Genomic DNA, 25,117 nt, shown 5'->3' with positions numbered 1-25,117 from the left:
GTCCCCGTGCCTGAAGGGCACACCCTTCACCGGCTGGCCCGCCTGCACACCGAGTACTTCGCAGGCGGGCCCGTTCGTGTGTCCAGCCCGCAGGGGCGGTTCGCCGACCACGTCAGCGTCGACGGCCGGTACTTCGACCGCGCGACGGCCGTCGGCAAGCACCTCTTCCACCACTACGAGGGCGGCCTCGCGGTCCACGTCCACCTGGGGTTGTACGGGTTCTTCGACACGCACCTCGTCCCCGAGGGGCAGGACCCGCCCGCCCCGGTCGGGCAGGTGCGGATGCGGGTGGGCGCGACGGCGGGGGACGGGCCCGCCCACGTCGTCGACCTGCGCGGCCCGACCCGCTGCGAGGTGATCGCCGAGGCGGGCGTCGCAGACGTACGAGATCGGCTGGGCCCGGACCCGCTGGACCCCGCGGCCGATCCCGATCGGGCGTGGGCGCGGATCAGTCGTAGCGCGCGGACGATCGGTGCGCTGCTCATGGACCAGAAGGTGCTGGCCGGCGTCGGCAACGTCTACCGCGCCGAGGTGCTCTTCCGGCACGGGATCAGCCCGTTCCTCCCCGGGGTGGAGCTGCGCGAGGGGGAGTTCCGGGCGCTCTGGGACGACCTCGTGACGCTGATGGAGGTCGGGGTGGAGACCGGCGCCATCCACACGATCCGTCCCGAGCACGACCACGGCGACGTACCCCGCCGGGGAGCCGATCGACCGCGCAATTACGTCTACCAGCGCGACGGCTGGGCGTGCCGGGTGTGCGGGGACGAGATCGCCCTGCAGACGATGGACGCCCGGACGCTCTTCTGGTGCCCGACGTGCCAGGCGGGCCGACCGCGCTGAGGCCGCGGGGACGTTTTTCGGAGCTGCCCGAGCGGGTGCGTCGGCGCGCCCGGGGAGGCTGCGGCCCCGCAGGTGGCATTTCGCAGCCGCCCGCCGCCATGGCGTCTCGCGCGCACCGCGGTGCGGGCAGGGCGCCGGGCCGAGGAGCGGCTGTGGGAGGTGCGGGCAGGCGCTCGCGCGAGACGCCATCCGCGGGAGCGGCTGTGGGAGGTGCGGGCAGGCGCTTGCGCGAGACGCCATCTGCGGGAGCTCCGGTCGTGAAATCGACGATGCCCTGCCTCGTCAGTGTCTGACGGGACAGGGCATCCGGTGGAGCGGGTGACGGGAATCGAACCCGCGTAGCCTGCTTGGAAGGCAGGGGCTTTACCATTAAGCTACACCCGCATCGGCAGCCTGACCTGGCGTTTCATCCACGGTCACGCTCGCGCCCGGATAACACTACCGGACCGTGGCGACGCTCCCAACTCCCGGCCCGACAAGTCGGAATCGGCGGGCGGATGGCCCTGTCGTACACTGGGCGAGTTGGTTTGCGGCCCGGCGGATGTCCTGTGCACGATCGCGGGATGGTCGGCCGCGCGACTCACCGGGATGTGGCGCAGCTTGGTAGCGCATCCGCTTTGGGAGCGGAGGGTCGCAGGTTCGAATCCTGTCATCCCGACCAGCGGAGCCGAAAGACACGAACCCCACATGACTTCCTAGGAGAACATCACCGTGAAGAGCACTGTCGAGCAGCTCAACCCGACCCGGGTCAAGATCACCGTGGAGGTGCCGTTCGCGGAGCTCGAGCCGGATTTCGCCAAGGCCTACAAGTCGCTCGCCGGCCAGGTCAACATCCCGGGCTTCCGCCCGGGTAAGGCCCCGGCCAAGCTCCTCGAGTCGCGGATCGGTCGCCCGGCGGTCCTCGAGCAGGTCATCAACGACATGATCCCGTCGCGCTACAGCCAGGCCGTCGACGAGCACGAGCTCGTCGTGCTGGCCCAGCCCGAGATCGAGGTGACCAAGCTGGAGGACAACGACGTCGTCGAGTTCACCGCCGAGGTCGACATCCGCCCGGAGATCACCCTGCCGACCTTCGAGGACCTCGAGGTCACCGTCGAGGCCCCCGAGACCGACGAGGCCGCCGTCGACGCGGAGCTGGACAACCTGCGAGCCCGCTTCGGCACCCTCAAGGGCGTCGAGCGCGGCGCCACCACGGGCGACTTCCTCTCGGTGGACCTGGCCGCGACCGTCGACGGCGAGCCCGTCGACGAAGCCTCCACCGAGGGACTGTCCTACGAGCTCGGCTCGAGCACCCTCGTCGAGGGCCTGGACGACGCGGCGGCGGGTCTCAAGGCCGGCGAGTCCAAGGAGTTCACCTCCTCGCTCGTCGCCGGTGACCACGCCGGCAAGGAGGCGGTCATCACCGTCACCGTTCAGTCCGTCAAGGAGCGCGAGCTGCCCGAGGCCGACGACGAGTTCGCGCAGATGGCCAGCGAGTTCGACACCCTCGACGAGCTCAAGGCCGATCTGACCGAGAAGGTCGCGCAGCAGGCCAAGGCCGGCCTCGCGGGCGAGATCCGCGACAAGGTCCTCGACGCGCTGATGGAGGCCACCGACGTCCCCACCCCGGAGGCGGTCGTCGAGTCCGAGGCCCACGCCCAGATGCACCAGCTCATCGACCAGTTCGGTGGCGACGCGTCCATCCTGGACCAGGCGCTGGCCGCCGAGGGCACCGACCGCGAGACCTTCGAGGCCGAGACCCGTGAGGGTGCCGCCCGCGCCATCCGCAGCCAGCTGCTGCTGGATGCCGTCGCCGAGCAGAACTCGACCGATGTCTCGCAGGAAGAGCTCACCCAGCACATCCTGTTCCAGGCCCAGCGCTACGGCATGGACCCCAACCAGTTCGTGCAGCAGATCCAGCAGGCCGGTCAGCTCGGCTCGCTGTTCTCCGACGTCCGCCGGTCCAAGGCTCTGGCCGACGTGATCGGCAAGGTCACTGTCAAGGACACCGAGGGCAACGTCGTCGACACCAGCGAGTTCTTCGGCACCGTCGAGGCCGACTCCGCCGACGGCGCCGATGACGCCGAGGCGACCGCGTCCGACGCCGACGAGACGGCAGCGGACGAGAAGGACTCCGACGCCTGATCGTCCCCTGATCGACCCCCGACAGGGCCGGGACCGCACCACGCGGCCCCGGCCCTGTCGTCGTGGCCCCCGCGGACGATGCTGGTGGCCCGACGCTGAGAGCGAACACCCGCCCCGGCGGGACGGTTCCGTCGTCGGTGTTGGTTAGTGTTTGACGTAACGGTTCCCCGGCCACCGGTCGGCCGGGCGCCGCGCTAGCGGTGAAGACGATGAGCGAAGGTAGGTTCCCCGTGGCCCAGAACGGTTCAGCGGCTCAGCCCGGTTCGACGCAGCCCGCACTCAGCTCGCCGGGGTCGCACGGACTCACCCTCGGCGACTCCGTGTACGAGCGCCTCCTGCAGGAGCGGATCATCTTCCTGGGCTCCCAGGTCGACGACGACATCTCCAACCGCCTCTGCGCGCAGATCCTGCTGCTCGCGGCGGAGGACCCCACCCGCGACATCGCGCTGTACATCAACTCGCCCGGTGGTTCCGTGACGGCCGGCATGGCGATCTACGACACGATGCAGTTCGTCGAGTGCGACGTGGCCACCTACGGCATGGGCCTGGCCGCCTCGATGGGTCAGTTTCTGCTGACCGCGGGCACCAAGGGCAAGCGCTACGCCCTGCCGCACGCGAAGATCATGATGCACCAGCCGTCGGCCGGTGTCGGTGGTTCGGCCGCCGACATCGCCATCCAGGCCGAGCAGTACGCCGCCACCAAGCGTGAGATGGCCGAGCTCATCGCCTTCCACACGGGCCAGTCGTTCGAGCAGGTCACCGAGGACTCCGACCGTGACCGCTGGTTCTCCGCGGAGGAGGCCAAGGAGTACGGGTTCGTCGACCACGTGATCTCGCGTGCGTCCCAGACGGGCGGGACCTCGCCGTCGTGATCGAGCCCTCCGCCCACGGGAGCGCTCCCGCAGCCCACCCAGCCCCGCACACCACCACGGAGTCACCGATGACCTCAATGCCGACCTCCCGATACATCCTGCCGTCCTTCGTCGAGCACTCCAGCTACGGCGTCAAGGAGTCCAACCCCTACAACAAGCTCTTCGAGGAGCGCATCATCTTCCTGGGCACCCAGGTCGACGACGCCTCGGCGAACGACATCATGGCCCAGCTGCTGGTCCTGGAGGGTCAGGACCCGGACCGCGACATCACCATGTACATCAACTCGCCGGGTGGCTCGTTCACCTCGCTCATGGCGATCTACGACACCATGCAGTACGTGCGGCCGGACATCGTGACGGTCTGCCTCGGCCAGGCCGCGTCGGCCGCCGCGGTACTGCTCGCGGCGGGCACCAAGGGCAAGCGGGCCGCGCTGCCCAACGCCCGCGTACTCATCCACCAGCCGGCCACCGGCGGCATCCAGGGCCAGGTCTCCGACCTCGAAATCCAGGCCGCGGAGATCGAGCGGATGCGTCGCCTCATGGAGACCACGCTGGCGCAGCACACCGGGCGCTCCGCCGAGCAGGTCCGCAAGGACACCGATCGCGACAAGATCCTCACGGCCGCGGAGGCCAAGGACTACGGCATCATCGACACCGTGTTCGACTACCGCAAGCTGTCGACGAGCAACTGAGCCGACGGCGGCGCGCCGCTGGGGGTAGCGGTGGGCCGTCGGGTGCAATGAACTGATCACGCGGGGTCGGCTTTACGGCCGTCACCGCGTACCGTCGACTACGGGGCGTGACATCGGCGCCCCCGGAATGCGAGGACGTAGAACTCATGGCGCGTGTAGGTGAGAGCGGCGACCTGTTGAAGTGTTCCTTCTGTGGGAAGAGCCAGAAGCAGGTCAAGAAGCTGATCGCCGGTCCCGGCGTCTACATCTGCGACGAGTGCATCGAGCTGTGCAACGAGATCATCGAGTCCGAGGTCGACGATGCGCAGGAGACGGGTCCGGACACGCTGCCCAAGCCGTCCGAGATCCACGCGTTCCTGGACGAGTACGTGGTGGGGCAGGACGCCGCCAAGCGGAACCTGGCGGTGGCCGTCTACAACCACTACAAGCGCATCCGGGTGGGGGCCTCCCTCGGCCGCGGCGACGGTGTCGAGCTGGCCAAGTCCAACATCCTCATGCTGGGCCCCACCGGCTGTGGCAAGACCTACCTCGCCCAGACGTTGGCCAAGATGCTCAACGTGCCCTTCGCGATCGCGGACGCCACCGCGCTGACCGAGGCCGGTTACGTGGGCGAGGATGTGGAAAACATCCTCCTCAAGCTCATCCAGGCCGCGGACTTCGACACCAAGCGTGCCGAGATGGGCATCATCTACATCGACGAGGTCGACAAGATCGCCCGCAAGGCCGAGAACCCGTCGATCACCCGGGACGTCTCCGGTGAGGGCGTCCAGCAGGCGCTGCTGAAGATCCTCGAGGGCACGCAGGCGTCGGTGCCGCCGCAGGGCGGCCGCAAGCACCCGCACCAGGAGTTCATCCAGATCGACACGTCCAACGTGTTGTTCATCGTGGCCGGTGCCTTCCAGGGCCTGGAGAAGATCGTCGGCGACCGCGTGGGTCGCAAGGGGATGGGTTTCGGGTCCGAGGTCGCCAGCAAGAAGGACCTCGACACGACCGACAACTTCAGCGAGGTCATGCCGGAGGACCTGGTGAAGTACGGGTTGATCCCCGAGTTCATCGGCCGCCTGCCCGTCGTGGCGACCGTGACGAGCCTGGACCGCGAGGCCCTGGTCAACATCCTCTCCGAGCCCAAGAACGCACTGGTCAAGCAGTACGCCCGGCTGTTCGAGATGGACGGTGTCGAGCTGGAGTTCACCGAGGACGCCCTCGAGGCCGTGGCCGACCAGGCGATCCTGCGGGGGACCGGTGCCCGTGGCCTGCGCGCCATCATGGAGGAGGTCCTCCTGCCGGTCATGTACGACATCCCCGGGCGCGACGACGTCGCCCGCGTGGTGGTCACCGGTGAGACGGTCCGCGACAACGTCCTGCCGACGATCGTCCCCTTCTCCGACGAGGAACTGCGCGAGCGTTCCGCCTGACACCGGACCCGCGAGAAGGCCCCCGCCACTCGGCGGGGGCCTTCCTTCGTCTCCGGCCCGGGCGGGCGCCGGGTCAGGCCGCCGCGCGCCGCTCCAGCAGCGCCGAGACGGCCATCCCCAGCACGATGCCCCAGAACGGCGCCGAGATCCCGAGCAACGACACGTCCGCGACGGTGACGAGCAGGCACACGAGCGGTCCGAGTGCCCGGTCGGTCCGGAACGCGGTGACGAACGCCGACTGCAGCGGCGCGAGCATCGCCAACCCGCCCAGGGCGGCGATGAACGCTGCGGGCGTGCCGAGGATGAGCCCGACGAAGGCCGGGGAGAAGACGCCGACCACCAGGGCCAGGCCGCCGTTGCCGATCGCGGCGGCGTAGTGGCGGTCGCGCTCACCGGAGGAGACGAGCAGGGCGTTCGTCGGTCCGGTCAGGCACGTCGAGACCGCGCCGACCGCCGAGACCAGCAGAGACCAGACGCCGCATGCCACCGCGCACGCCGAGACCGGGGGGTGGTGGCCCTTCGCACGCAGGACCGCGATGCCCTGACCGTTCTGCACCACGAGGACGGTGATGGCCAGTGGGACGACCAGCTCGGCGATCGCCCGGAGGGTGAATTCCGGGGCCTGCAGCATGGGGGCGGCGATCAGTCCGTCGTCGAGGACGCCGCGCGACAGCCCGCCGGACAGGACCACGGCGACAATCCCCACGACCATCGCGGCCAGGATGGGCGGTACCACCCTGGCCAGGCGGGGGACGGCGCCGACGACGAGGAACGCGATCGCCATCGGCAGGGCCACCGCGACGGAGGCCCACACGGCCTCGACCAGTCCCAGCCCGAACCGGAGGAACACCCCGGCGACCATCGCCATGATGATCGGCATGGGGATCCAGTCCATGAGCCGGCGGGCCAGGCCGGACAGCCCGACCAGCAGGATCAGCACCCCGGTCACGACGTAGGCCCCCAGCACCTCCGACCACCGCAGGTGCCCGAGTGAGTTGCCCACGATCACGGTGCCCGGGATGGTCCAGAAGAACGCCAGCGGCGTGCGGTATGTCCAGCTCATGATGATGGTGAGCAGTCCGTTGGCGAAGAACACGCCGAAGATCCACGAGGACAACTGTGCGGGGGACAGGTCGCCCTGCCCACCGGCGGCGAGGATGACGGCGACGGGGCCGGTCGCCGAGAACACGAGCGCGATCAGCGCGTTGGCGAACTCACGGGGGCCGAGGTCGGCGAGCACCCGGCGGGGCGAGGGGCGCGCCACCGGGGCGGAGTCGCGTCGGCGGCCGCGCACGGGCGGCTGGCCGGTCGCGGTCGGGTCGGCGGGGCGGACGGTGGTGTCGTCCGGGGTTCCGTTGCTCACAGGTCTCCCGTGGGGTCGGGGTCGGTACGCAGGGAATCGATACGCGGGGAATCGATACGCGCTGAATCGATACGGGGCGAGTCGGTACGGAAGGGCTCGCTGCTGCGGGAGACGTGGGCGGCCAGTTCCGTGCGACCGCTCACTCCGAGCTTCGAGTAGATGCGGGTCAGGTGGTACTGGACGGTCTTGACCGACAGGAACAACTCCTCGGCCGCCTGGGCGTTGGTCCGGCCCGCGGCGACGAGCGTCGCGACCGCACTCTCCTGAGGCGTCAGGGTGCTGTTGCCCCCCGTCCTGGCCACGTCCACGCCGCCCGCGCGGCGTTCGCGATCGCACCGCTCCACGTAGGCGCGGGCCCCCAGTTGCTCGTAGATGTCGCGGGCGGTACCCAGCGCGAGGTGCGCCTCCCGGCGCCGGCCGGCCCTGCGCAGGGTCTGCCCGTAGCCGAAGTGCATGCGTGCCGAGTAGTAGGGCATGGCCAGGCCGTCGAGGTGGTCGAGACTGCGGCGGAAGATCCGGTTGCACTCGTCCACGTCCCCGCGCACCGCGGCGACCCGGGCGCGCACCGCCCCGAGCCGGGCGAGGGTGGAACGGTGGCCCCGGCGCTCGGCGCGGGCCTCGGCGGGACCGATGAGGTCCTCCGCCTCGTCGAGCCGACCCGCGAGGACGAGAGCGTGGGAGTACAGGTCGTGCCACGGCCAGTACCCGGGCTGATCGATGTCGAGCTCGCGGGACAGGGCCACCAGGGGCTCGGCGGCCAGACGCACGGACGTGTAGTCACCGGACGAGGCCGCCACCTGCATCCGCGCCATCGCCGACGGGATGACCTGGACCGGGTAGGCGTCGGCGCTGGTCGTGAGATTGCGCAGGTGGGCGGCCGCCCCGAGGTGGTCACCCCGCATGGACCGGATGACGGCGCCGGGCCAGTGCACGACCGGGGCGAGCAGGTCCAGTTCGAGATCGTCGACCCTGCGGGCGGCGGTGTCCACCACCCGCAGGGCGTCATCCCAGTCGCCGCGCAGCAGGAGCGTGCGGGCGAGCCACGCCTGGGCCCAGATGGAGATGCGTGCGGAGCCCGAGACGTCCGCCGTGGGGACCGCGGATCCCAGGTGCCGGCGGGCGGTCTCCAGGTCGTCGCGAGCCAGGGCGATCCACCCCGCCGCCATCTCGAAGCGCTGGGCCACGGCCGGCGCGAGGCCGGCGAGCCGGTCATCGACGGCGGGGGACGCGTCGGGGCCGCCCTCGATCGCACGGCCCAGCATCTCGATGGCCCGGGCCTCCTCGACCTCGGGTTGGTCCGGGCGCCCGCTGCCGGTGACCACCCGTGTCCAGTGGCGGATGCGGGTCGGTCGCCACTCGCACAGGGAGTGGACGACGAACTTCTGGGCCAGGGCGACCGGGTCCGCGGCGGGCGAACCCGGCACGCCGCCCTCCCGGGCGGCGAGGGCGCGGTCGAGCAGGACCTGGGCCTCCCCGGCGTGACCGAGGTGAACCGCGAGGGATCCCAGCACGGCGTCCCGCCGGGGATCCGACCGCACCCGCTCCAGTCCCTGGGCCAGTGATCGGGCCTCACTGATCCGGCCCGCGTTGATGAGTGCGTCGACCCCGTCGATGTGCAGGTCGCGGGCGCGGTCGCCGTCCGGGGTGAGCGCCGCCGCGGTGAGGTAGGCGTGGCCGGCCGAGCTCCATCGACCGGCGCGGGCGTGCACGAGCGCGCGGGCGCGCAGCGTCTCGGACAGGTCCGCATCGGGCCCCGTCGACGCGGAGGCGCGGTGGTCGAGCGCGCCGTCGACGTCGTCGGCGGCCTCGGCGACGCGGCCGGCCAGTGCATGCAGGTGGAGCAGTTCGCTGGGCGGTACCCCGCGCAGGACGGCCGTCCGCAACAGTGGGGAGCGGAACCGGACGGTCGCGGCGCCGGGGGAGAGGTCCACCTGGGCCAGGTCGGCGGTGTGGGCGGCGTCCAGGGCGGCGGACACGAGCGCGGGGCCGGGGACGACCCCGCCCCGCGCGGAGATGAGTGCGGTCAGCGACTCGAGCGTGACCGGTGGGGACAGGACGGCGGCAGCCTCGATGACCTCCCGCTGCCCGGGCTCCATCGCGGCGAGCAGGGCCGCCGTCTCCCGCTCGACGGAGGCGGGCAGCGGCGGGACGGAGAAGGGGGCGATCCACCACGAGTCGGGCGCCTGATCGGCCACCGTCGCCACGGCACCCGCCTCGCCGCCCGTGTAGTCCAGTAGGCGCCGGGCCGCCGCGGCGGACGGTTCGCGCCCGGTCCGGGTCGCGACGAGCGTCCGGATCTCGGACTGGTCCAGGGCTCCCAGCCGCACGGTCTCGCGGGCCAGTTCCGCGCACAGTTCGGCGGAGGGACCGTGCGCGGGGCTGCCGAGGGTCAGCACGAGCATGACGGAGGCCCGGCCGGCCGCCTCCACAGCCGAGGCCAGGACACGCAGGGAGTCGGGATCGGAGTACTCCGCGTCGTCGATCACCACCACCGCGCCGGGGCCGGCGGTGACGAACGCCCGGGCCAGGGCCTCGACGAGCACGACGTCACCGACCGGCCCGGCCGTCCCTGCGGCCCCCGCGGCCCCGGCCGTCTCTGCGGCCGCGGCGCGACGTGGTGGTTCGGCGTCGGGCCGGGGCAGGCGCTCGAGGACCCGGGCGGCCACGACGAGCCTCGTGTCCTTCTCCCACGGCAGCGCCCGCACGAGCACCGAGGTGACCCCGGCGAGTTCGGCGACCACGGAATCGACGAGGTGGCTCTTGCCCCCACCGTCGGCGGCGGTGACCAGCACGGTCGTCGACCGCTTGCCCGCCACCGCGCCGTGGATCGAATGGAGACGATCCGCGGCGCGGCGGTGACCGTAGCGGGGGACGGGGTGGGCGAAGGTCATGCGGTCAGCGTAGATCCGACCCGGCATGCTCGACCGGTTCCGCGGCGACGGGCTCCCCGGCCACCGCGGCGGCCGGCGGGTCGAAGTCCAGGGGCGTGATCTCGTCGGGCACCGCGACGGGCTCGGACTGGGCGGGCGAGCGGGGCACGGCCAGGGTCAGGGCGGCGCCGGCGAGGGCGATCCCGCCGAACACGAGGAAGGAGGTGTCGGCCTCCAGTCCGGCCGCGACGAGGAATCCGCCGATCACGGGACCGAGGATGCCGCCGAGGCGTCCGAACCCCGCGCACCACGCCACACCCGCGGCGCGTGCGCCCGTCTCGTAGTAGTTGGAGACGAACCCGTACAGCAGGACCTGCGTGCCGATCGTGCCCATGCCGGCGGCGGCGACGAGGGCGACGACCAGGACGAACGGTGGGGACACGGTGATGGCGACCAGGGCCAGCGTGGCCAGGACGAAGGAGCAGGCGACGATCACGCGCGGCCCGTGCCGGTCGGCGAGCCACGAGGCCGCGAGACCGCCCACGATCGCGCCGCCGTTGAGGACGAGCAGGAAGCCGAGGGAGCTCTTGGCGTCGATGCCGTAGTTCTCCATGATCGTCGGCAGCCAGGTGTTGAGGCCGTAGGTGAGCAGCAGGCCGGCGAAGCTCATGAACCCCAGGAGCAGGGTGCCCAGACGATAGGCGGGGGACAGCAGGGCGGCGAAGCCGGTGCGGGCGGCCACCTTGTCGTCGTCGTAGTTGTCGTCGTCGTAGTTGGCGTCGCGGTCATCGCGAGGCGTCGTGTCGGCGGTGCGGGGCGCGCCCGGCGCCGCGGCCATCTCGAGCGGCAGGCCCCTGCTGGCGCACACCTCGGCGGCCTGGCGGGTGCGGCCGCGGGAGGCCAGCCACCGCGGGGACTCGGGGAGCGCGAACCAGGCGTAGGGAAGGACCAGCACCAACGGGACGGCGCCGATGAGGAACAGGCCGCGCCATCCGATGTGGTCCCGCAGCACCATGGCCAGCGCGGAGGCCAGGACACCGCCGGCGGGGATCCCGCTGTAGACGACCGCGTTGAAAAGGTTGCGACGCCCGGCGGGGGCGAACTCGGCGATGATCGCACCGGCCGTGGCGACGATGGCGCCGATCCCCAGCCCGGTGAGCAGGCGAAGGACGCCGAACGTGGTGATGTCGCGGGCAAACGCGGTGGCGGCCATCCCGACGGAGAACCAGGCGATGGCGCCGAGCATGATCCGGCGTCGGCCGATGCGGTCACCGACCGCGCCGGCGGTGAGGGCGCCGATCATCACTCCGACGAGGGCGTACGAGCCGAGTGCGCCGGCCTGAGCCGCGCCGAGGGCGCCGATCTGGGTGGGGTCGGCCATGAGGGTGGGCAGGACGGCGCCGTAGACGACGAGGTCATAGCCGTCGAAGAGGATGGCGAGCGCCACCACGGCGAGGACACCGTAGACCGTGCGGCGGTGGGCGGGGGACTCCCACACCTCGGAGGCGGGGGCGGTCGTCCCGGGTGGGCTGGAGGGGACGGGGCGGCTGGAAGGCACAGGGGTGCTCGAGGACACGGAAGGGCTCCGTTCGGTGGGGGGTGGGGAGAGGTGTGGGCGGTCAGCCCGGGGTGGCAGGGCGGTCAGCCCCGGGGTGGCAGGGCGGTCAGCCCCGGGGTGGCAGGCGGTTCAGCCCTGGTCGCCGCCGGCGACGGGGAGGACGGATCCGGTGATGTAGGAGGCCTCGTCGGAGGCGAGGAAACAGATCGGCGCGGCCTGCTCGTGGAGGGTGCCGTAGCGGCCCATCACGGTCGAGTCGACGGTCTGCTCGACGATCTCCGAGTACCAGGTCTTCTCCTGGTCGGTGCGGGCGTCGCCGCCGCGGGAGATCCGTCGTTCGGGGGCGAGGGTTCCGCCGGGGGCGGTGGCCACCACCCGCACCCCGTGCGGCGCGGCTTCCAGCGCCAACGCCGAGGTGAGGCCGTTGACGCCGCCCTTGGAGGCGGCGTAGGGGACACGGTTGACGCCGCGGGTGGCGACGGACGAGACGTTGACGATCGTGCCCGCGCCCGCCGAGACCATGGACGGCAGGACCGCCCGGCACATCCACAGCGTGGGGAACAGGGAGCGGCGGACCTCGGCCTCGATCTGCTCGGCCGAGTACTCGTGGTACGGCCGGGCCCAGATGGTGCCACCGACGTTGTTGATGAGCACGTCGATCCGGCCGTGGGCGTCCAACGCCGCACGGGCCGACGACTCGGCACCCTCGAACGTCTCCAGGTCGGCCTCCACGGGCACGACCCGGTGGCCGTCCGGGGACACCGCGGTCAGCTCGTCGGCGACCGTGGTGATGAGGTCGGCCCGGTCCACCACGGTGACCAGCCCGCCCTCGCGGACCACCCGGTCGGCGACGGTGCGGCCGATCCCCTGGACGGCGCCGGTGATGAGCACCGACCGGCCGGCGAAGCGACCGGGGGAGACGACGGGCGGGACGGGGTCGTACTCGCCGACGGGCGCGCTCACGACGCCGCCTCCACGGCCTTCTGGTCCAGTGCGGTGCGCATGGTGGCCTTGGCGTGTTCGCTGTGCCGGCGGATGAGGTATCGGGCGGCGTCGCGGTCGCCCGTCTCGAAGGCCGCGACGATCTCCAGGTGCTCGGGGACGATGTCCTCGGACACCCAGCGGGCGTCGGGCAGGACGCTGTTCATCACCTGGGTCACCTCCAGCATGCGGTAGGCCTGCAGCAGCGAGTCGTTGCCGGTGCAGCGGAACAGGAACTCGTGGAACTGGGCGTTCGCGGCGGTGAACCGTTCGGGGTCGCGGAACCGATCGCCCTCGATGTACTGGTTGGCCGACTCGGCGAGCATCCGGAACTCGGCGAGGCGGGCGCCGTCGAGGCGTCCCATGGTCAGCTCGATCACGCCGAGCTCGAGCGCCATGCGGGCGTCGAACTGGGCGTCGGAGTGGCGGATCGCGGGGTGCACCTCGCCACTGACGACGCCGGGGGCCGAGGTGATGGTCTCGGAGCGGTTCCCGCCGGCCAGGGACACCGTGGTCGTGGTGCCGGCGGTGGGTGCGGGCGACGCGGGCGCGAGGGTGACCTGCGGCGGGACGTAGCCGACCGGGCGTGCGGCGATGGGCGCGGGGGATTCGGTCGCGCGGTCGGCGGGCACGGCGTGCCCGCCCGGGGTCGGCGGGGTGAAACCGACCGGGCGCGCGGCGATGTTCGCCACCGGCTCGGCGGTCCGGGTGACGGGCGCCGTGTGGCCACCGGGGGCGGGAGGGGTGTAGCCGACCGGTCGGGCCTCGATGGCCGGCACGGGGTCCCCGGGGCGGCGCGAGATGATCCGGGCCGGCCCGTGTGGTGCGGCCGGGGCCGTGGTGGCCGCGGCGGGTGCCGCGGGCTCCGTCTCCGGGGTGGAGGAGGAGGTGTCGACGACGAGGGCGGCCTCCTCCGTCGGCTCCGCCGATTCCGCGGCGGGCTCGGCGGACCGGTCGGGCACCGCGGTCGCGGGAGTGAACTTCTCGTAGTAGAAATGCGTCACCTGCAGGCCCTCGTCGTCGAGGAATCCACGCACCGCCTCGACCATCGGGGGAGGCCCACACAGGTAGATGTCGGTCGTCCCGTCATGCAGGTGCTCCGGGCGGATCAGCCCCGTGACGTACCCGCTGTTCGGGTGGGTCGTGGCCGGGTCGGCGACGACCAGATCCCAGGTCATGCCCGGGATCCGGGTGGTGAACTCGTCCAGCAGGTCCGTGTAGACCACGTCGGTGTCGAACGAGGTGCCGTAGATGAGGTGGACCGGCCGGTCGGCGGTGCCGGCGGCGGCGAGGGTCTCCAGGATCGACAGCACGGGCGCCAGGCCGGTGCCGCCCGCCAGCAGGAGCAGGGGGCGGCTGGACTCGCGGAGGAAGAAGCTGCCCATCGGACCGGTCAGCTCGAGGCGGTCGCCCACCGCGCAGCGCTGGGCCAGGTACTCCGACATCGCCCCGCCGGAGGCGTACTTGATGAGGAACGACAGGTGCCGCGAGTCCGCTCCGGTGGAGAACGAGTACGACCGCGTCTGGTCGGTACCCGGAACCGAGATGTTGACGTACTGGCCGGGCAGGAACGCCAGGGCGTCGCGGTCGTCCAACTCGACCGACAGTGCGAACGCGCCCTCGGCCAGGCGCTCGACGGCCGTGACCGTCGCCGGGTGCGCCGCGGCGGCCGTCTTGGCCACGTCGGAGGTGGTGGGGATCTGCACGACCAGGTCGGATCGCGGGACCATCTGGCAGGGCAGGCAGTATCCGGCCGCGGCCTCGTCCTCGGTGAGGGCGTCGTCGATGTAGTCGCCGCCGTCGAAGTCGCCGGACTCGCACAGGGACTTGCACGTCCCGCACGCTCCGTCGCGGCAGTCGAGGGGGATGTTGATCCGGGCCTTGTACGAGGCGTCGGCGACGGTCTCCATCGGACCGCAGTTGACGAAGCGCGTCACGCCGTCCTCGAAGGCCAGTGCCACTGAATAGCTCATGGGGTCTCACTCCAGGTCGCTGGCGGTGTCGGCCGCGCACGCGACCGGGTGGGTGCCGGCGCCCTGGGCGGGCGCCGGCGTGGGTGTGGGATCACACCATGTAGACGTCCACGATGTGGTGGATGTAGTCGTTCTTCAGGACCACCTTCTTGTAGGTGATCAGCGGGGACTCACCGGTGACGTCGAGGGTGTAGAAGGACGTGCCGAAGTACTGGTCGGTGGTGTTGTACCGGAAGTACGACGACAGCCAGTTGAAGCGGATGTCGACCTCTCCGGGCCGGCGGTCGAGCACCTCGATGTTGCTGATGAGGTGGTTCGTCCGCGGTTCCGGCAGTGACGTTGAGGAGGAGCGCTCGGTCCGGATGCGGAACACCCGGTCCTCGATACCGGCCCGGTTCGGGTAGAAGATCAACGAGATCTCCGAGTACGGGTCGGTCGTGAGCTCACCGTCGTCGTCCCAGGCGGGCATCCAGTACATCGCGTCCTCGCGGTAGCACTCGATCCACTGCTCGAACTGGCGGTCGTCGAGCAGTCGTGCCTCGCGGAACAGGAAGGCGGAGATCTCGTCGACGGAGATCGACGCCACGGCGGGTGCGGTCATGGTCAGGCCTTTCGTGGGGCGGGGGTGGGGCGTGCGGTCGACTCGGGCCGGGTCAGGCGTCGGCCGGGACGGTCGTGCGCTGCCGGGCCCGACGCTCGTCGTCCTCGCGGGCGCGGGCCTCGGCGGCATCACGGGCGGCGGTCTCGGCCTCGAGCGCGCGCTGCATGGTCTCGAGCCAGTAGGCGTGCTGGATCGGGTACAGCCCCTCGTCCTCGGTCTTGGCCCCGGAGGACAGCACGTTCTCCATGCCCAGGCCGCGGGCGGTCTCGTCCGGGCCGGTGATCTGGTGGGTGCTGCCGCGGGTCATGTCGTTCCACGGCGCGACGTCCGCCAGGTAGGTCTTCTGGCAGGACCGGAACTCCTCCAGGTCGTCCGGGGTCGCCATCCCGGTGGCGTTGAAGAAGTCCTCGTACTGACGGATCCGGGCCGCGCGGTTCTCGGCGCTCTCGCCCTTGGGGGCGATGCAGTAGATCGTCACCTCGGTCTTGTCCACCGAGACGGGCTTGAAGTGCCGGATCTGACTCGAGAACTGGTCCATCAGGTACACGTTCGGGTACAGGCACAGGTTGCGGGAGGCTCCCACCATGAACTCGGCCTTCTTGGTGCCGATCTGGTCGGCGAGCTCCTGGCGGCGGTCCCACAGCGGCCGGTCCTCGGGGTTGCCCCACCACATCCACAGGAGCAGGTGGCCGTGCTCGAACGACCAGTAGCCGCCGCCCTGCTTGCCCCAGGTGCCGGCGTCCATCGCCTTGGTCTCGTTCTTGGACTCACCCGACGAGCGGCGCGCGGTGGTCGCCGCGTAGTTCCAATGGGTGGCCGACACGTGGTAACCGTCGGCCCCGTTCTCGGCCTGGAGCTTCCAGTTGCCGTCGAAGGTGTAGGTGGACGAGCCGCGCAGGACCTCCAGTCCCTCGGGGGACTGGTCGACCAGCATGTCGATGATCGTGCGGCTGTCACCGAGATGCTCCTCCAGCGGGACCACGTCCGGGTTGAGGCTGCCGAACAGGAACCCGCGGTAGCTCTCGAAGCGTGCCACGCGACGCAGGTCGTGCGAGCCGTCGGTGTTGAACTGCTCGGGGTACCCGGCGTCCCGCGGGTCCTTGACCTTCAGCAGCTCCCCGGAGTTGGAGAACGTCCAGCCGTGGAACGGGCAGGTCAGGGTGGTGCGGTTGTCGGTCTTGCGCCGGCAGAGCATCGCGCCGCGGTGGGAGCAGGCGTTGATGAGGCAGTTGAGCTGCCCGTCCTTGCCGCGGGTGATCACGACGGGCTGGCGGCCGATGTCGGTGGTGAAGTAGTCGCCGACCTCCGGAATCTGGCTCTCGTGCGCCAGATAGACCCAGTTGCCCTCGAAGATGTGCTTCATCTCGAGTTCGAAGATCTCCTCGTCGGTGAAGATGCGACGGTTGGCGCGGATGATGCCGTCCGCGGGCCGGTCCTCGAGTGCGGTCTCGAGGGTGGCCTGGACGTGGTCGAGTCGATCTGACATCGAGGGCTCCTAGCGTGGGGTCGGTTCCGGCCGCGACGATGCGGCCTGCTGCCGGTGTTCCTCCACGGTGCCCTACTGTGGGTTCGATCACACTAGGGCACCTCCTAGTCATACCTAGGTGTGTTGCGTTCGCAATGCGAACACTTTTGAGGCATCAGGCGCGAGACCTGCGCTATTGCCTGAAAAGTGTTCGCTTCGCGCACGAAAGGTCCTCTACAGACGTTGTGTGCGGTGATTGACGACACATCGAATCCGGCGCACAGTAGGGACATCGACCGGGCCCCACCGGTCCGATCCGACCCCCACCCCGACCCCACCAAAGGGAGCGTCATGACCAGCACCGCAGTGCCCACCGCCGCCGGCTCCGGCTCCGCCGCGACGGACAAGTTCAAGGGCAGCCGCTTCACGTCCGACACGAGCACCGAGCGTGCGGCCGCCATCTACAAGGACGTGCTCACCAAGCTGTCCGAGGTGATCTTCGAGCACGAGGTCACCTACGACGAGTACCGCGTCCTCAAGCAGTGGCTCATCGAGGTCGGCGAGGGTGGCGAGTGGCCGCTCTGGCTGGACGTCTTCCTGGAGCACTTCATCGAGGACTCCAACAGCCGCATCTTCAACGGGACCAAGGGTTCCATCGAGGGCCCCTACTACGTGCCGAACGCCCCGGAGCTCGGAGCCAAGGGCGTCATGCCGATGCGCGAGGACGAGAAGGGCACGCAGTTCGTGTTCAAGGGCCAGGTCCGCGACCTGGACGGCACGGGCATCGAGGGCGCGTCCGTCGAGCTGTGGCACGCCGACGCCGACGGTTACTACTCGCAGTTCGACGACGGCATGGGCATCCCGGAGTGGAACCTGCGCGGCACCTTCACCACGGACGCCGAGGGCAACTTCCACATCACCACGGTCCAGCCGGCGCCGTACCAGATCCCGCACGACGGCCCGACCGGCGAGTTCATCGCCAGCTACGGTGGCCACCCGTGGCGTCCGGCGCACCTGCACCTGAAGGTCACCGCCCCGGGCAAGCGCCTCATCACCACCCAGCTGTACTTCCAGGGTGGAAAGTGGGTCGAGGACGACGTGGCCGGGGCCGTCAAGCCCGAGCTGATCCTGGACCCGAAGCCCAACGCGGACGGGATCGACGAGGTCGTCTACGACTTCGTCCTGGACCCCGTCTCCGAAAAGCGTTTCGTGGCCTGACCGGCGACGACCTCGTCTGCAATCCCCGCCCGCCCCGGCCGCCACGAGCGGCCGGGGCGTCGGCGGTCGATCCGGCCGGACCACCAACACGAAGGGCTCGACGATGTCTGACCTGACCATCCGTTCCGTGGAGACACGGATCCTCGACGTGCCGCTCATCAGGCCGCACAAGTTCGCCACCACCACCGCCACCGCCCAGTCGATCCTGCTCGTGGCGGTGACCACCGAGTCCGGGGTCGTGGGCTACGGCGAAGGCGTCACACCGGGCGGCCCCTGGTGGGGAGGCGAGTCCGCCGAGACCATGCAGGTCCTGGTGGAGAAGTACCTGGCCCCCGTGGCCGTCGGTCGGCGGGTCGACGAGATCCCCGCCGTCCTCGAGGCGATGGAGGGCGTGGTGGCCCGCGGCCGTTTCGCCAAGGCCTCCCTCGAGATCGCCCTATTCGACGCGTGGGCCCGGTCGCTGGACGTACCCGTGCGCTCGCTGCTCGGCGGAGCGGTCCGCGACTCGATCGAGTGCACGTGGGCCCTGGGCGCGATGCCGCTCGAGGAGATGGTCGAGGAGATCGACGAGCTCCTCGCCGCGGATCGTCACCGCACGTTCAAGCTGAAGATGGGCGCCCTGGACCCGGCCGAGGACGTCGCCCGCATCGCGGCGCTGGCCGAGCGCCTCGACGGCCGGGCTGGCCTTCGGGTGGACATCAACGCACGCTGGGACCGGTTCACCGCGAACGTCCACCTCCCGGCGCTCGTCGAGGCCGGCATCGAGCTGATCGAGCAGCCGACCCCCACCGAGCAGATCGAGGTGCTGGCCGAGCTCAACCGCTCGCTGCCGGTGCAGTTCATGGCCGACGAGTCGGTCCAGTCCCCGCACGACGCCCTCGAGGTGGCACGCCGGGACGCGGCCGGGGTGATCGCGGTGAAGACCACCAAGCTCGGTGGACTGACCCGGGGCAAGGAGGTCGTGGCGATCGCCCGCGCGGCCGGGATCGCCTGCCACGCCGCCACGTCGCTCGAGGGGCCGATCGGGACCGTCGCCTCACTGCATCTCGCGTGCGCCGAGCCCGGTTTCAACTACGGCTCGGAGCTCTTCGGGCCGCTGCTGCTCGCCGAGACCTACGTGACCACCCCGATCCGCTACGAGGCCGGCCGGGTCCACCTGCCGTCCGGGCCCGGGCTGGGCGTCGAGCTCGACCACGACGCCGTCGACAAGTTCACCCGCCGCTGACCGCGGCACCACACGAGAAGGAGAGCCCGACGATGGCACTGTTCCACGTCCGCATGGACGTCAACATCCCCAATGACCTGGACCCCGAGGTCCGCGCCGACACCCTGGCCCGTGAGAAGGCCTACAGCCAGGAGCTGCAGCGCTCCGGCACGTGGCGGGCGCTGTGGCGCATCGTGGGCCGGTACTCGAACATCAGCATCTTCGATGTCGAGTCCGGCGACGAACTGCACGAGATCCTCCAGGGGCTGCCGCTGTTCCCGTACATGGACATCGAGGTCATGGCCCTGACGCGGCACCCGTCGCGAATCGAGTGATCGCGCCGGGCTGACCGCCCGGGAACTCCCGTCCCGCGGAAGACGACGAGGCCGCCCGCCCCGAAAGGGGCGGGCGGCCTCGTCGCGCGGGAGGTGTGTCGGTCAGACGCGCTCGAACACCGCCGCGAGCCCCTGGCCGCCTCCGATGCACATGGTCTCCAGGCCCCACTGCGCGTCGCGGCGCACCATCTCGCGCGACAGGGTGGCGAGCATGCGCGCCCCGGTGGCGCCGACGGGGTGGCCCAGGGAGATGCCGGAGCCGTGCGGGTTGAGGTGCTCGGAGGTGGGGTCGATGTCCCACTCGCGCATCACGGACAGGGCCTGCGCGGCGAACGCCTCGTTGAGCTCGATGACATCCATGTCGGCGAGCGTGAGGCCGAGTCGGTCGAGCGCCTTGGCGGTGGCGGGGACCGGCCCGATGCCCATCGTCTCCGGTGCCACGCCCGCGACGGCCCACGAGGCAAGGCGGACCAGGGGGGTCAGTCCGAGGGAGGCGGCCCTGTCCGCGGTAGTGACGATGCACATCGCGGCACCGTCGTTCTGGCCGGAGGCGTTCCCGGCGGTCACGGTGGCCTCCGGGTCGGTGCGGCCCATGATGGGCCGCAGGCGCGCCAGCGCCTCGACGGAACTGTCGGCACGGGGATGCTCGTCGGTGTCTGCGACGAGGTCGTCACCCTTGCGCTGCGGAACGGTCACCGGGACGATCTCCTCGGCGAACGCCCCGGACTCCTGCGCGGCCACGGCCCGCTGGTGGGACTGCACGGCCAACCGGTCCTGCTCGTCCCGGCTGATGCCGTACTCACGACGGAGGTTCTCGGCGGTCTCGATCATCCCGCCGTCGATGATGTGCGAGCGTCCGCCGACGGTCGTGCGAGCCCGGCCGAGACGGTCGACCAGCGAGATCCCGTCCCCGCGGATGCCCCAGCGGGGGCTCGGGGAAGCGTAGAACTCCACCTGGCTCATCGACTCGACGCCGCCGGCGACCACGAGGTCCATGCCGCCGGAGGCGACCTGGAGTGCGCCGGTGATGATCGCCTGGAGTCCGGAGCCGCAGCGCCGGTCGAGTTGCATGCCCGGCACGTCGATCCCCAGGGGGGAGTCGAGTGCGGCGATGCGGCCGATGGCGGGTCCCTCGCCGTTCGGGGAGCCCTGTCCCAGCACCACGTCGTCGACGTCGGCTCCGGTCAGGCCGGTGCGCTCGACGAGGGCGGTGAGCAGGTCGGTGGCCAGGGTGTTCGCGTCCAGGTCGCGGAACACCCCGCCGAAGCGTCCCACGGGGGTGCGCAGGGGTTGGCAGATGACGACGTCACGCATGGATTTTCCTCAGTTCGGGTTCAGCGGTTGACGATGGCGAGGTCGGCCGACAGTGCGCGGGCGGTGGCCAGCAGTTCGGGGATGACCTCGCCTGTGAGCTGGTCGGGGGAGTAGCGGGCGGCGTGGGTGGAGACGTTGAGGGCGGCGCTGACCGCGCCGTGGCGGTCGTGGACCGGGGCGGCCACCGAGCGCAGGCCGGGCTCGAGTTCCTGGTCGACGACGCACCACCCGCGCTCTGCCACCCGCGCCAGCTCCGCGCGGAGCGCTGACTCGTCGGCGAGGCCGTGGGGGGTGAGCGCCCGCAGGTCCGTCGCGGCGAGGTAGGCGTCGAGGTCCTCGGCGGGGAGCGAGGCGAGCAGGACCCGCCCCATCGATGTGGCGTAGGCGGGGAACCGGGTTCCGATGGTGATGCCGATGGTCATGATGCGACGCACCTGGACGCGCCCCACGTAGACGATGTCGGGGCCGTCGAGTACCGCCACGGACGAGGATTCGCCGAGCCGCGAGCTGAGCTTCTCCAGGTGCGGTTGGGCGAGATCGGTCAGCGGGAGCGCCGACAGGTAGCTGTACCCGAGGTCGAGGACCCGGGGGGTGAGCCAGAAGACAGAGTCGGCCGTGTCCACGTAGCCCAGTTCGACGAGGGTGTGGAGGAAGCGGCGGGCGGTCGCCCGGGTCAGTCCGGTGTTGCGCGCGACGTCACTGAGGGTCTGGCGTGGCTGGCGGGCGTCGAATGCCCGGATGACCGCCAGGCCGCGCGCGAGCGACTGGACGAAGTCGGGGGAGGCCGGGCGGTCGCCGCCGTCGTCCACGGACCCGGCCGGGGTCGACACTACGTCGGGGCGGGTCACGCCGCGCCCGTGTTCCGTGCGGCGTCGAGGTGTCGGCGGAGCACGTCGGTGATGCGGTCCGGGATCTCGACGGTGGGCACGTGGGCCGCCGGGGAGACGACGACGAAGTCCGCTCCGGGCACCCCGTCGGCGATCTCGCGCAGTACCTCCGGGGGAGTGGAGGGGTCTTCTTCCCCGGCGAGCACGAGGGTGGGGCAGGAGATCCGACCCAGCTCGGCGCGGTTGTCCCAGCCGGCCAGCGCGTCGCAGCAGGAGGCGTATCCCTCGGCCGGGGTGCCCAGGACCATCTCACGGAGCCCGGCGACCAGCTCGGGCTCGGCCTCGGCCCGCGCGGCGGTGATCCACCGTGCGACGACGGCGTCGGCGACCGCGGCCGTCCCGCCCTCGCGGACCGCGGCGGCGCGATCGGCCCAGCCGGACGGTTCACCGAACTTCGCGGCGGTGCACAGGAGGGCGGTGGAGAGCACGCGGGTGGGTTCGTGGACGGCGAGCCACTGGGCCACCGCGCCACCGAGCGACAACCCGGCCACGTGGAACCGGTCGACGTCGAGCGAGTCGAGCAGGGCCAGAACGTCGGCGGCCAGGTCGGCGATCGTGCACGGCCCGGGGGCGACCTCGGACGTGCCGTGGCCCCGGTGGTCCACCGCGACCACGGTGTGGTCGCGGGACAGGTCCCGGACCTGCGCGTCCCACATCGAACGGTCGGACCCGAGTGATCCGAGGAGGACGAGGACGGGGGTGTCGGCGGACCGGGGTCCGCTGACCTCGTGGGACAGGGTGGCGGGCATGGTGTCGGTCCTCTCGTGCGTCTGGTTTCCGGTTCGGGACCACGATACGCGGAGATCGTGCGAAGGGCGAACACTTGTACAAGATGCGAACACCGGATAGGGTTCGTGACATGACCAACAAGATCTTCTCGTCGGCCGCGGACGCGGTCGCGGACATCCCCGACGGTGCCTCCCTGGCCGTGGGCGGGTTCGGTCTGGTCGGCATCCCCGCCGTCCTCATCGACGCGCTCCTCGAGCAGGGCGCCACCGACCTGAGCACGGTGAGCAACAACTGCGGCACCGACGGTTTCGGCCTGGGCAAGCTTCTGGAATCGCACCGGATCACCCGGACCACGGCCTCGTATGTCGGCGCCAACAAGGAGTTCGCCCGCCAGTACCTCTCCGGCGAGCTCGAGGTGGAGCTCACGCCGCAGGGCACGCTCGCCGAGCGCATGCGGGCCGGAGGCGCCGGCATCCCCGCCTTCTACACCCCGGCCGGCGTCGGCACGATGGTCGCCGACGGGGGCCTGCCGCTGCGTTATGACGGCGAGGGGGGCGTCGCCAAGGCGTCCGAGCCCAAGGAGGTCCGGGTCTTCGACGGCGAACAGTACGTCCTCGAGCGCGGGATCGTCACCGACTTCGCCCTGGTCCACGCCCACAGGGCCGACACCGTGGGCAACCTGCAGTTCCGTGGGACGGCTCGCAACTTCAACCCGGACGTGGCCATGGCCGGTCGGATCACGATCGTGCAGGCCGAGGAGGTCGTCGAGCCGGGCGGGATCGACCCGGCCAACGTCCACATCCCCGGCATCTTCGTCCAACGGATTGTCGAGGTCGGCCGCCAGGAGACCGGCGTCGAGATCCGCACCACCAGGGAGGCCTGAGCCATGAGCTGGACCCACGAGCAGATGGCGGCTCGCATCGCCGCGGATTTCACCGACGGCCAGTACGTCAACCTCGGTATCGGTATGCCCACCCTCATCCCCGGATATCTTCCCGAGAGTGTGCAGGTGACCCTCCACTCGGAGAACGGCATCCTCGGCGTCGGGCCGTACCCGACGGACGACGAGCTCGACCCCGAGATGATCAACGCAGGCAAGGAGACCATCACCGCCGAGGCGGGGGCGGCGTTCTTCTCGTCGTCGGAGTCCTTCGCCATGATCCGCGGCGGTCACGTCGACGTCGCCGTCCTCGGCGCTATGCAGGTCTCGCAGTCCGGCGACCTGTCCAACTGGATGGTCCCCGGCGCCATGGTCAAGGGCATGGGCGGTGCGATGGACCTCGTCCACGGCGCCGACCGCGTGATCGTGATGATGGACCACGTCACCCGCAAGGGCGACCTCAAGCTCATGCAGGAGAACACGCTCCCGTACACGGGCAAGGGCTGCGTCCAGCGGGTCGTCACCGACCTGTGCGTCCTCGACATCGCGCCGGAGGGCTTCCGACTCGTCGAACTGGCGCCGGACGTGACCATCGACGAGGTCCGCCGGAAGACGGGCGCCGAGATCCACGCCTGAGTCGACGCTCGGGTGGACGTCAGGTGTACACCGCCCGCGGAGGCGGGAGGCGGGGTCGGATTCTCACTACTGTGGGAACCGACCCCGTCGTCGTCCCCGGAAGGTCCGTCCCACATGAGCACCTCTACCCCGGTCACCGCCACCCCGGCCACCGTGACCGTCACCGGCGCCGCCGGAAAGATCGCCTACTCGTTGCTGTTCCGTCTCGCCTCCGGGCTGGTGTTCGGGCCCGGGACCCCGGTCCGCCTGCGTCTGCTCGACATCCCGTCGGCCGTGGTCGCGGCGGAGGGCGTCGCGATGGAGATCGAGGACTGCGCTCTCCCGCTGGTCGAGTCGATCGAGATCACCGACGACGTGGACACCGCGTTCGACGGCGCCAACGCGGCATTCCTGGTGGGCGCCAGGCCGCGCGGCAAGGGGATGGAGCGCGCCGACCTGCTCACCGCCAACGGGGCGATCTTCCGGGAACAGGGCCGCGCCATCAACGCCCACGCCGCCGACGACGTGCGGGTGGTGGTGGTGGGCAACCCCGCCAACACCAACGCCTACATCGCCCACCGACACGCGCCCGACGTCCCCGCCGGTCGCTTCACCGCCCTGATGCGGCTCGACCACAACCGCGCGCTCAGCCAGCTCGCCACCCGGCTGGGAGCGCCGGTCGCCGACCTGGACGGGGTGGTGGTCTGGGGCAACCACTCGGCCACCCAGTTCCCCGACGTGTCGTACCTGACGCGACGAGGCGAGCCGGTCACCTCCGGGCTCGACGAGGAGTGGTTGGCCGACACGTTCATCCCACGGGTCGCGAACCGGGGAGCCGAGATCATCTCGGTGCGCGGATCGTCGTCGGCCGCCTCGGCCGCCGGCGCGGCGGTCGACCAGATGCGCGACTGGGTGCACGGCACCAGTGGGGAGAGCTGGACCACGGTCGCATTGCCGTCGGAGGGGCAGTACGGCACCGTGCCGGGTGTGGTGACGGGGTTGCCCTGCCGCAGCCGCGGCGCGGAGTGGGAGGTCGTCGAAGGACTGGCGATCGGGGACTTCCAACGAGCCCGCATCGACGCGTCGGTGGCGGAGCTGGTCTCGGAGCGTGACGCCGTTCACGGACTGGGACTGGCCGACTGACCTCGGGTGCACCGGGGCTGACGGCGTGTGCCGGGCCC

Annotated in this window: 21 protein-coding genes and 2 tRNA genes; 12 read left to right on the top strand and 11 right to left on the bottom strand. The window is 70.9% G+C overall.

All coding sequences use genetic code 11. The features are described 5' to 3' along the window. The first annotated feature begins 6 nt into the window (after positions 1-6). Complete coding sequence (locus CK206_RS05375) at positions 7-840, top strand: Fpg/Nei family DNA glycosylase (RefSeq protein WP_096905798.1); 834 nt, start codon at positions 7-9, stop codon at positions 838-840. 310 nt (positions 841-1,150) lie between these two features. On the opposite strand, the gene CK206_RS05370 is transcribed toward CK206_RS05375, so the two are convergent. Then, positions 1,151-1,224, bottom strand: a tRNA-Gly gene (locus CK206_RS05370). Between the two features lie 200 nt (positions 1,225-1,424). Here CK206_RS05370 and CK206_RS05365 point away from each other — a divergent pair. The 5 genes from CK206_RS05365 to clpX all read left to right on the top strand — a co-directional run bounded on the left by CK206_RS05365 (position 1,425) and on the right by clpX (position 5,943). Continuing rightward, positions 1,425-1,501: transfer RNA gene (locus CK206_RS05365), tRNA-Pro, on the top strand. 50 nt (positions 1,502-1,551) lie between these two features. Continuing rightward, a complete protein-coding gene (gene tig / locus CK206_RS05360; protein WP_096905797.1) occupies positions 1,552-2,964 on the top strand; it encodes a trigger factor in 1,413 nt (470 codons plus the stop codon). A 209-nt stretch (positions 2,965-3,173) separates the two neighbouring features. Next, positions 3,174-3,836 (top strand): ATP-dependent Clp protease proteolytic subunit, encoded by a 663-nt coding sequence (locus tag CK206_RS05355; RefSeq protein ID WP_096905796.1) that lies wholly within the window; start codon positions 3,174-3,176, stop codon positions 3,834-3,836. Between the two features lie 68 nt (positions 3,837-3,904). Continuing rightward, on the top strand, positions 3,905-4,528 hold the full coding sequence (locus tag CK206_RS05350) for an ATP-dependent Clp protease proteolytic subunit (protein ID WP_096905795.1): 624 nt from the start codon (positions 3,905-3,907) through the stop codon (positions 4,526-4,528). Positions 4,529-4,674: 146 nt separating this feature from the next. Next, on the top strand, positions 4,675-5,943 hold the full coding sequence (clpX, locus tag CK206_RS05345; RefSeq protein ID WP_096905794.1) for an ATP-dependent Clp protease ATP-binding subunit ClpX: 1,269 nt from the start codon (positions 4,675-4,677) through the stop codon (positions 5,941-5,943). 73 nt (positions 5,944-6,016) lie between these two features. Here clpX and CK206_RS05340 read toward each other — a convergent pair whose 3' ends face one another. The 7 genes from CK206_RS05340 to benA form a co-directional block, all read right to left on the bottom strand. After that, positions 6,017-7,306 (bottom strand): benzoate/H(+) symporter BenE family transporter, encoded by a 1,290-nt coding sequence (locus CK206_RS05340; RefSeq protein ID WP_096905793.1) that lies wholly within the window; start codon positions 7,304-7,306, stop codon positions 6,017-6,019. Further along, complete coding sequence (locus CK206_RS05335; RefSeq protein ID WP_159981074.1) at positions 7,303-10,197, bottom strand: LuxR family transcriptional regulator; 2,895 nt, start codon at positions 10,195-10,197, stop codon at positions 7,303-7,305. The genes CK206_RS05340 and CK206_RS05335 overlap by 4 nt, the downstream gene beginning before the upstream one ends. Before the next feature lie 4 nt (positions 10,198-10,201). Next, positions 10,202-11,734: an MFS transporter gene (locus CK206_RS05330; RefSeq protein WP_371607067.1), complete on the bottom strand. Its 1,533-nt coding sequence runs from the start codon at positions 11,732-11,734 to the stop codon at positions 10,202-10,204. Between the two features lie 129 nt (positions 11,735-11,863). Next, entirely contained in the window at positions 11,864-12,697 is an 834-nt protein-coding gene (locus tag CK206_RS05325) for a 1,6-dihydroxycyclohexa-2,4-diene-1-carboxylate dehydrogenase (protein WP_096905791.1), read from the bottom strand. After that, the gene (benC, locus tag CK206_RS05320) at positions 12,694-14,688 is read right to left on the bottom strand and encodes a benzoate 1,2-dioxygenase electron transfer component BenC (RefSeq protein ID WP_096905790.1); all 1,995 of its coding nucleotides are present in this window, start codon (positions 14,686-14,688) and stop codon (positions 12,694-12,696) included. Before benC ends, CK206_RS05325 begins: the two co-directional genes overlap by 4 nt. Positions 14,689-14,779: 91 nt before the next feature. Then, positions 14,780-15,289 carry a benzoate 1,2-dioxygenase small subunit gene (gene benB / locus CK206_RS05315; RefSeq protein WP_173674771.1) on the bottom strand — a complete coding sequence of 170 codons (510 nt, stop codon included), beginning with the start codon at positions 15,287-15,289 and terminating at the stop codon, positions 14,780-14,782. Positions 15,290-15,341: 52 nt separating this feature from the next. Continuing rightward, positions 15,342-16,775 (bottom strand): benzoate 1,2-dioxygenase large subunit, encoded by a 1,434-nt coding sequence (gene benA, locus CK206_RS05310; RefSeq protein ID WP_096905789.1) that lies wholly within the window; start codon positions 16,773-16,775, stop codon positions 15,342-15,344. A 330-nt stretch (positions 16,776-17,105) separates the two neighbouring features. On the opposite strand from benA, the gene catA reads away from it, so the two are divergent. From catA to catC, 3 genes are all read left to right on the top strand, one after another. Further along, on the top strand, positions 17,106-17,972 hold the full coding sequence (gene catA / locus CK206_RS05305) for a catechol 1,2-dioxygenase (RefSeq protein WP_096905788.1): 867 nt from the start codon (positions 17,106-17,108) through the stop codon (positions 17,970-17,972). Positions 17,973-18,075: 103 nt separating this feature from the next. Further along, a complete protein-coding gene (locus CK206_RS05300) occupies positions 18,076-19,197 on the top strand; it encodes a muconate/chloromuconate family cycloisomerase (RefSeq protein ID WP_096905787.1) in 1,122 nt (373 codons plus the stop codon). Between the two features lie 32 nt (positions 19,198-19,229). Then, the gene (gene catC / locus CK206_RS05295; RefSeq protein ID WP_096905786.1) at positions 19,230-19,511 is read left to right on the top strand and encodes a muconolactone Delta-isomerase; all 282 of its coding nucleotides are present in this window, start codon (positions 19,230-19,232) and stop codon (positions 19,509-19,511) included. 102 nt (positions 19,512-19,613) lie between these two features. On the opposite strand, the gene CK206_RS05290 is transcribed toward catC, so the two are convergent. From CK206_RS05290 to pcaD, 3 genes are read right to left on the bottom strand one after another with little or no spacing between them, the layout of a single operon-like run. Beyond that, a complete protein-coding gene (locus CK206_RS05290) occupies positions 19,614-20,825 on the bottom strand; it encodes an acetyl-CoA C-acetyltransferase (protein ID WP_096905785.1) in 1,212 nt (403 codons plus the stop codon). 20 nt (positions 20,826-20,845) lie between these two features. Beyond that, the gene (locus CK206_RS05285) at positions 20,846-21,634 is read right to left on the bottom strand and encodes an IclR family transcriptional regulator (RefSeq protein ID WP_096907296.1); all 789 of its coding nucleotides are present in this window, start codon (positions 21,632-21,634) and stop codon (positions 20,846-20,848) included. Between the two features lie 35 nt (positions 21,635-21,669). Next, positions 21,670-22,461, bottom strand: a complete 792-nt coding sequence (gene pcaD / locus CK206_RS05280) for a 3-oxoadipate enol-lactonase (RefSeq protein WP_096905784.1) — start codon at positions 22,459-22,461, stop codon at positions 21,670-21,672. A 110-nt stretch (positions 22,462-22,571) separates the two neighbouring features. Between pcaD and CK206_RS05275 the strand changes: the two genes are divergently transcribed. From CK206_RS05275 to CK206_RS05265, 3 genes are all read left to right on the top strand, one after another. Beyond that, positions 22,572-23,324 carry a CoA transferase subunit A gene (locus tag CK206_RS05275; protein WP_067719751.1) on the top strand — a complete coding sequence of 251 codons (753 nt, stop codon included), beginning with the start codon at positions 22,572-22,574 and terminating at the stop codon, positions 23,322-23,324. Between the two features lie 3 nt (positions 23,325-23,327). Next, the gene (locus tag CK206_RS05270; RefSeq protein WP_067719746.1) at positions 23,328-23,957 is read left to right on the top strand and encodes a 3-oxoacid CoA-transferase subunit B; all 630 of its coding nucleotides are present in this window, start codon (positions 23,328-23,330) and stop codon (positions 23,955-23,957) included. A 114-nt stretch (positions 23,958-24,071) separates the two neighbouring features. Beyond that, positions 24,072-25,079, top strand: a complete 1,008-nt coding sequence (locus CK206_RS05265) for a malate dehydrogenase (protein WP_067719743.1) — start codon at positions 24,072-24,074, stop codon at positions 25,077-25,079. Positions 25,080-25,117 lie beyond the last annotated feature (38 nt).

The sequence above is a fragment of the Dietzia sp. WMMA184 genome (assembly GCF_002441635.1).
Classification (GTDB): Bacteria; Actinomycetota; Actinomycetes; order Mycobacteriales; family Mycobacteriaceae; genus Dietzia; species Dietzia kunjamensis.
Note: the sequence above shows the minus strand (reverse complement) of the source record. Positions and strands in the feature narration are given on the sequence as shown.

What these genes read in the sequence shown, in the direction of transcription:
- CK206_RS05355 (WP_096905796.1), top strand. Translation starts at nt 3,174, where the DNA reads ATGAGCGAAGGTAGGTTCCCCGTGGCCCAGAACGGTTCAGCGGCTCAG.
- CK206_RS05350 (WP_096905795.1), top strand. Translation starts at nt 3,905, where the DNA reads ATGACCTCAATGCCGACCTCCCGATACATCCTGCCGTCCTTCGTCGAG.
- clpX (WP_096905794.1), top strand. Translation starts at nt 4,675, where the DNA reads ATGGCGCGTGTAGGTGAGAGCGGCGACCTGTTGAAGTGTTCCTTCTGT.
- CK206_RS05335 (WP_159981074.1), bottom strand. Translation starts at nt 10,197, where the DNA reads ATGACCTTCGCCCACCCCGTCCCCCGCTACGGTCACCGCCGCGCCGCG.
- benC (WP_096905790.1), bottom strand. Translation starts at nt 14,688, where the DNA reads ATGAGCTATTCAGTGGCACTGGCCTTCGAGGACGGCGTGACGCGCTTC.
- benB (WP_173674771.1), bottom strand. Translation starts at nt 15,289, where the DNA reads ATGACCGCACCCGCCGTGGCGTCGATCTCCGTCGACGAGATCTCCGCC.
- benA (WP_096905789.1), bottom strand. Translation starts at nt 16,775, where the DNA reads ATGTCAGATCGACTCGACCACGTCCAGGCCACCCTCGAGACCGCACTC.
- catA (WP_096905788.1), top strand. Translation starts at nt 17,106, where the DNA reads ATGACCAGCACCGCAGTGCCCACCGCCGCCGGCTCCGGCTCCGCCGCG.
- CK206_RS05300 (WP_096905787.1), top strand. Translation starts at nt 18,076, where the DNA reads ATGTCTGACCTGACCATCCGTTCCGTGGAGACACGGATCCTCGACGTG.
- catC (WP_096905786.1), top strand. Translation starts at nt 19,230, where the DNA reads ATGGCACTGTTCCACGTCCGCATGGACGTCAACATCCCCAATGACCTG.
- CK206_RS05290 (WP_096905785.1), bottom strand. Translation starts at nt 20,825, where the DNA reads ATGCGTGACGTCGTCATCTGCCAACCCCTGCGCACCCCCGTGGGACGC.
- pcaD (WP_096905784.1), bottom strand. Translation starts at nt 22,461, where the DNA reads ATGCCCGCCACCCTGTCCCACGAGGTCAGCGGACCCCGGTCCGCCGAC.
- CK206_RS05275 (WP_067719751.1), top strand. Translation starts at nt 22,572, where the DNA reads ATGACCAACAAGATCTTCTCGTCGGCCGCGGACGCGGTCGCGGACATC.
- CK206_RS05270 (WP_067719746.1), top strand. Translation starts at nt 23,328, where the DNA reads ATGAGCTGGACCCACGAGCAGATGGCGGCTCGCATCGCCGCGGATTTC.
- CK206_RS05265 (WP_067719743.1), top strand. Translation starts at nt 24,072, where the DNA reads ATGAGCACCTCTACCCCGGTCACCGCCACCCCGGCCACCGTGACCGTC.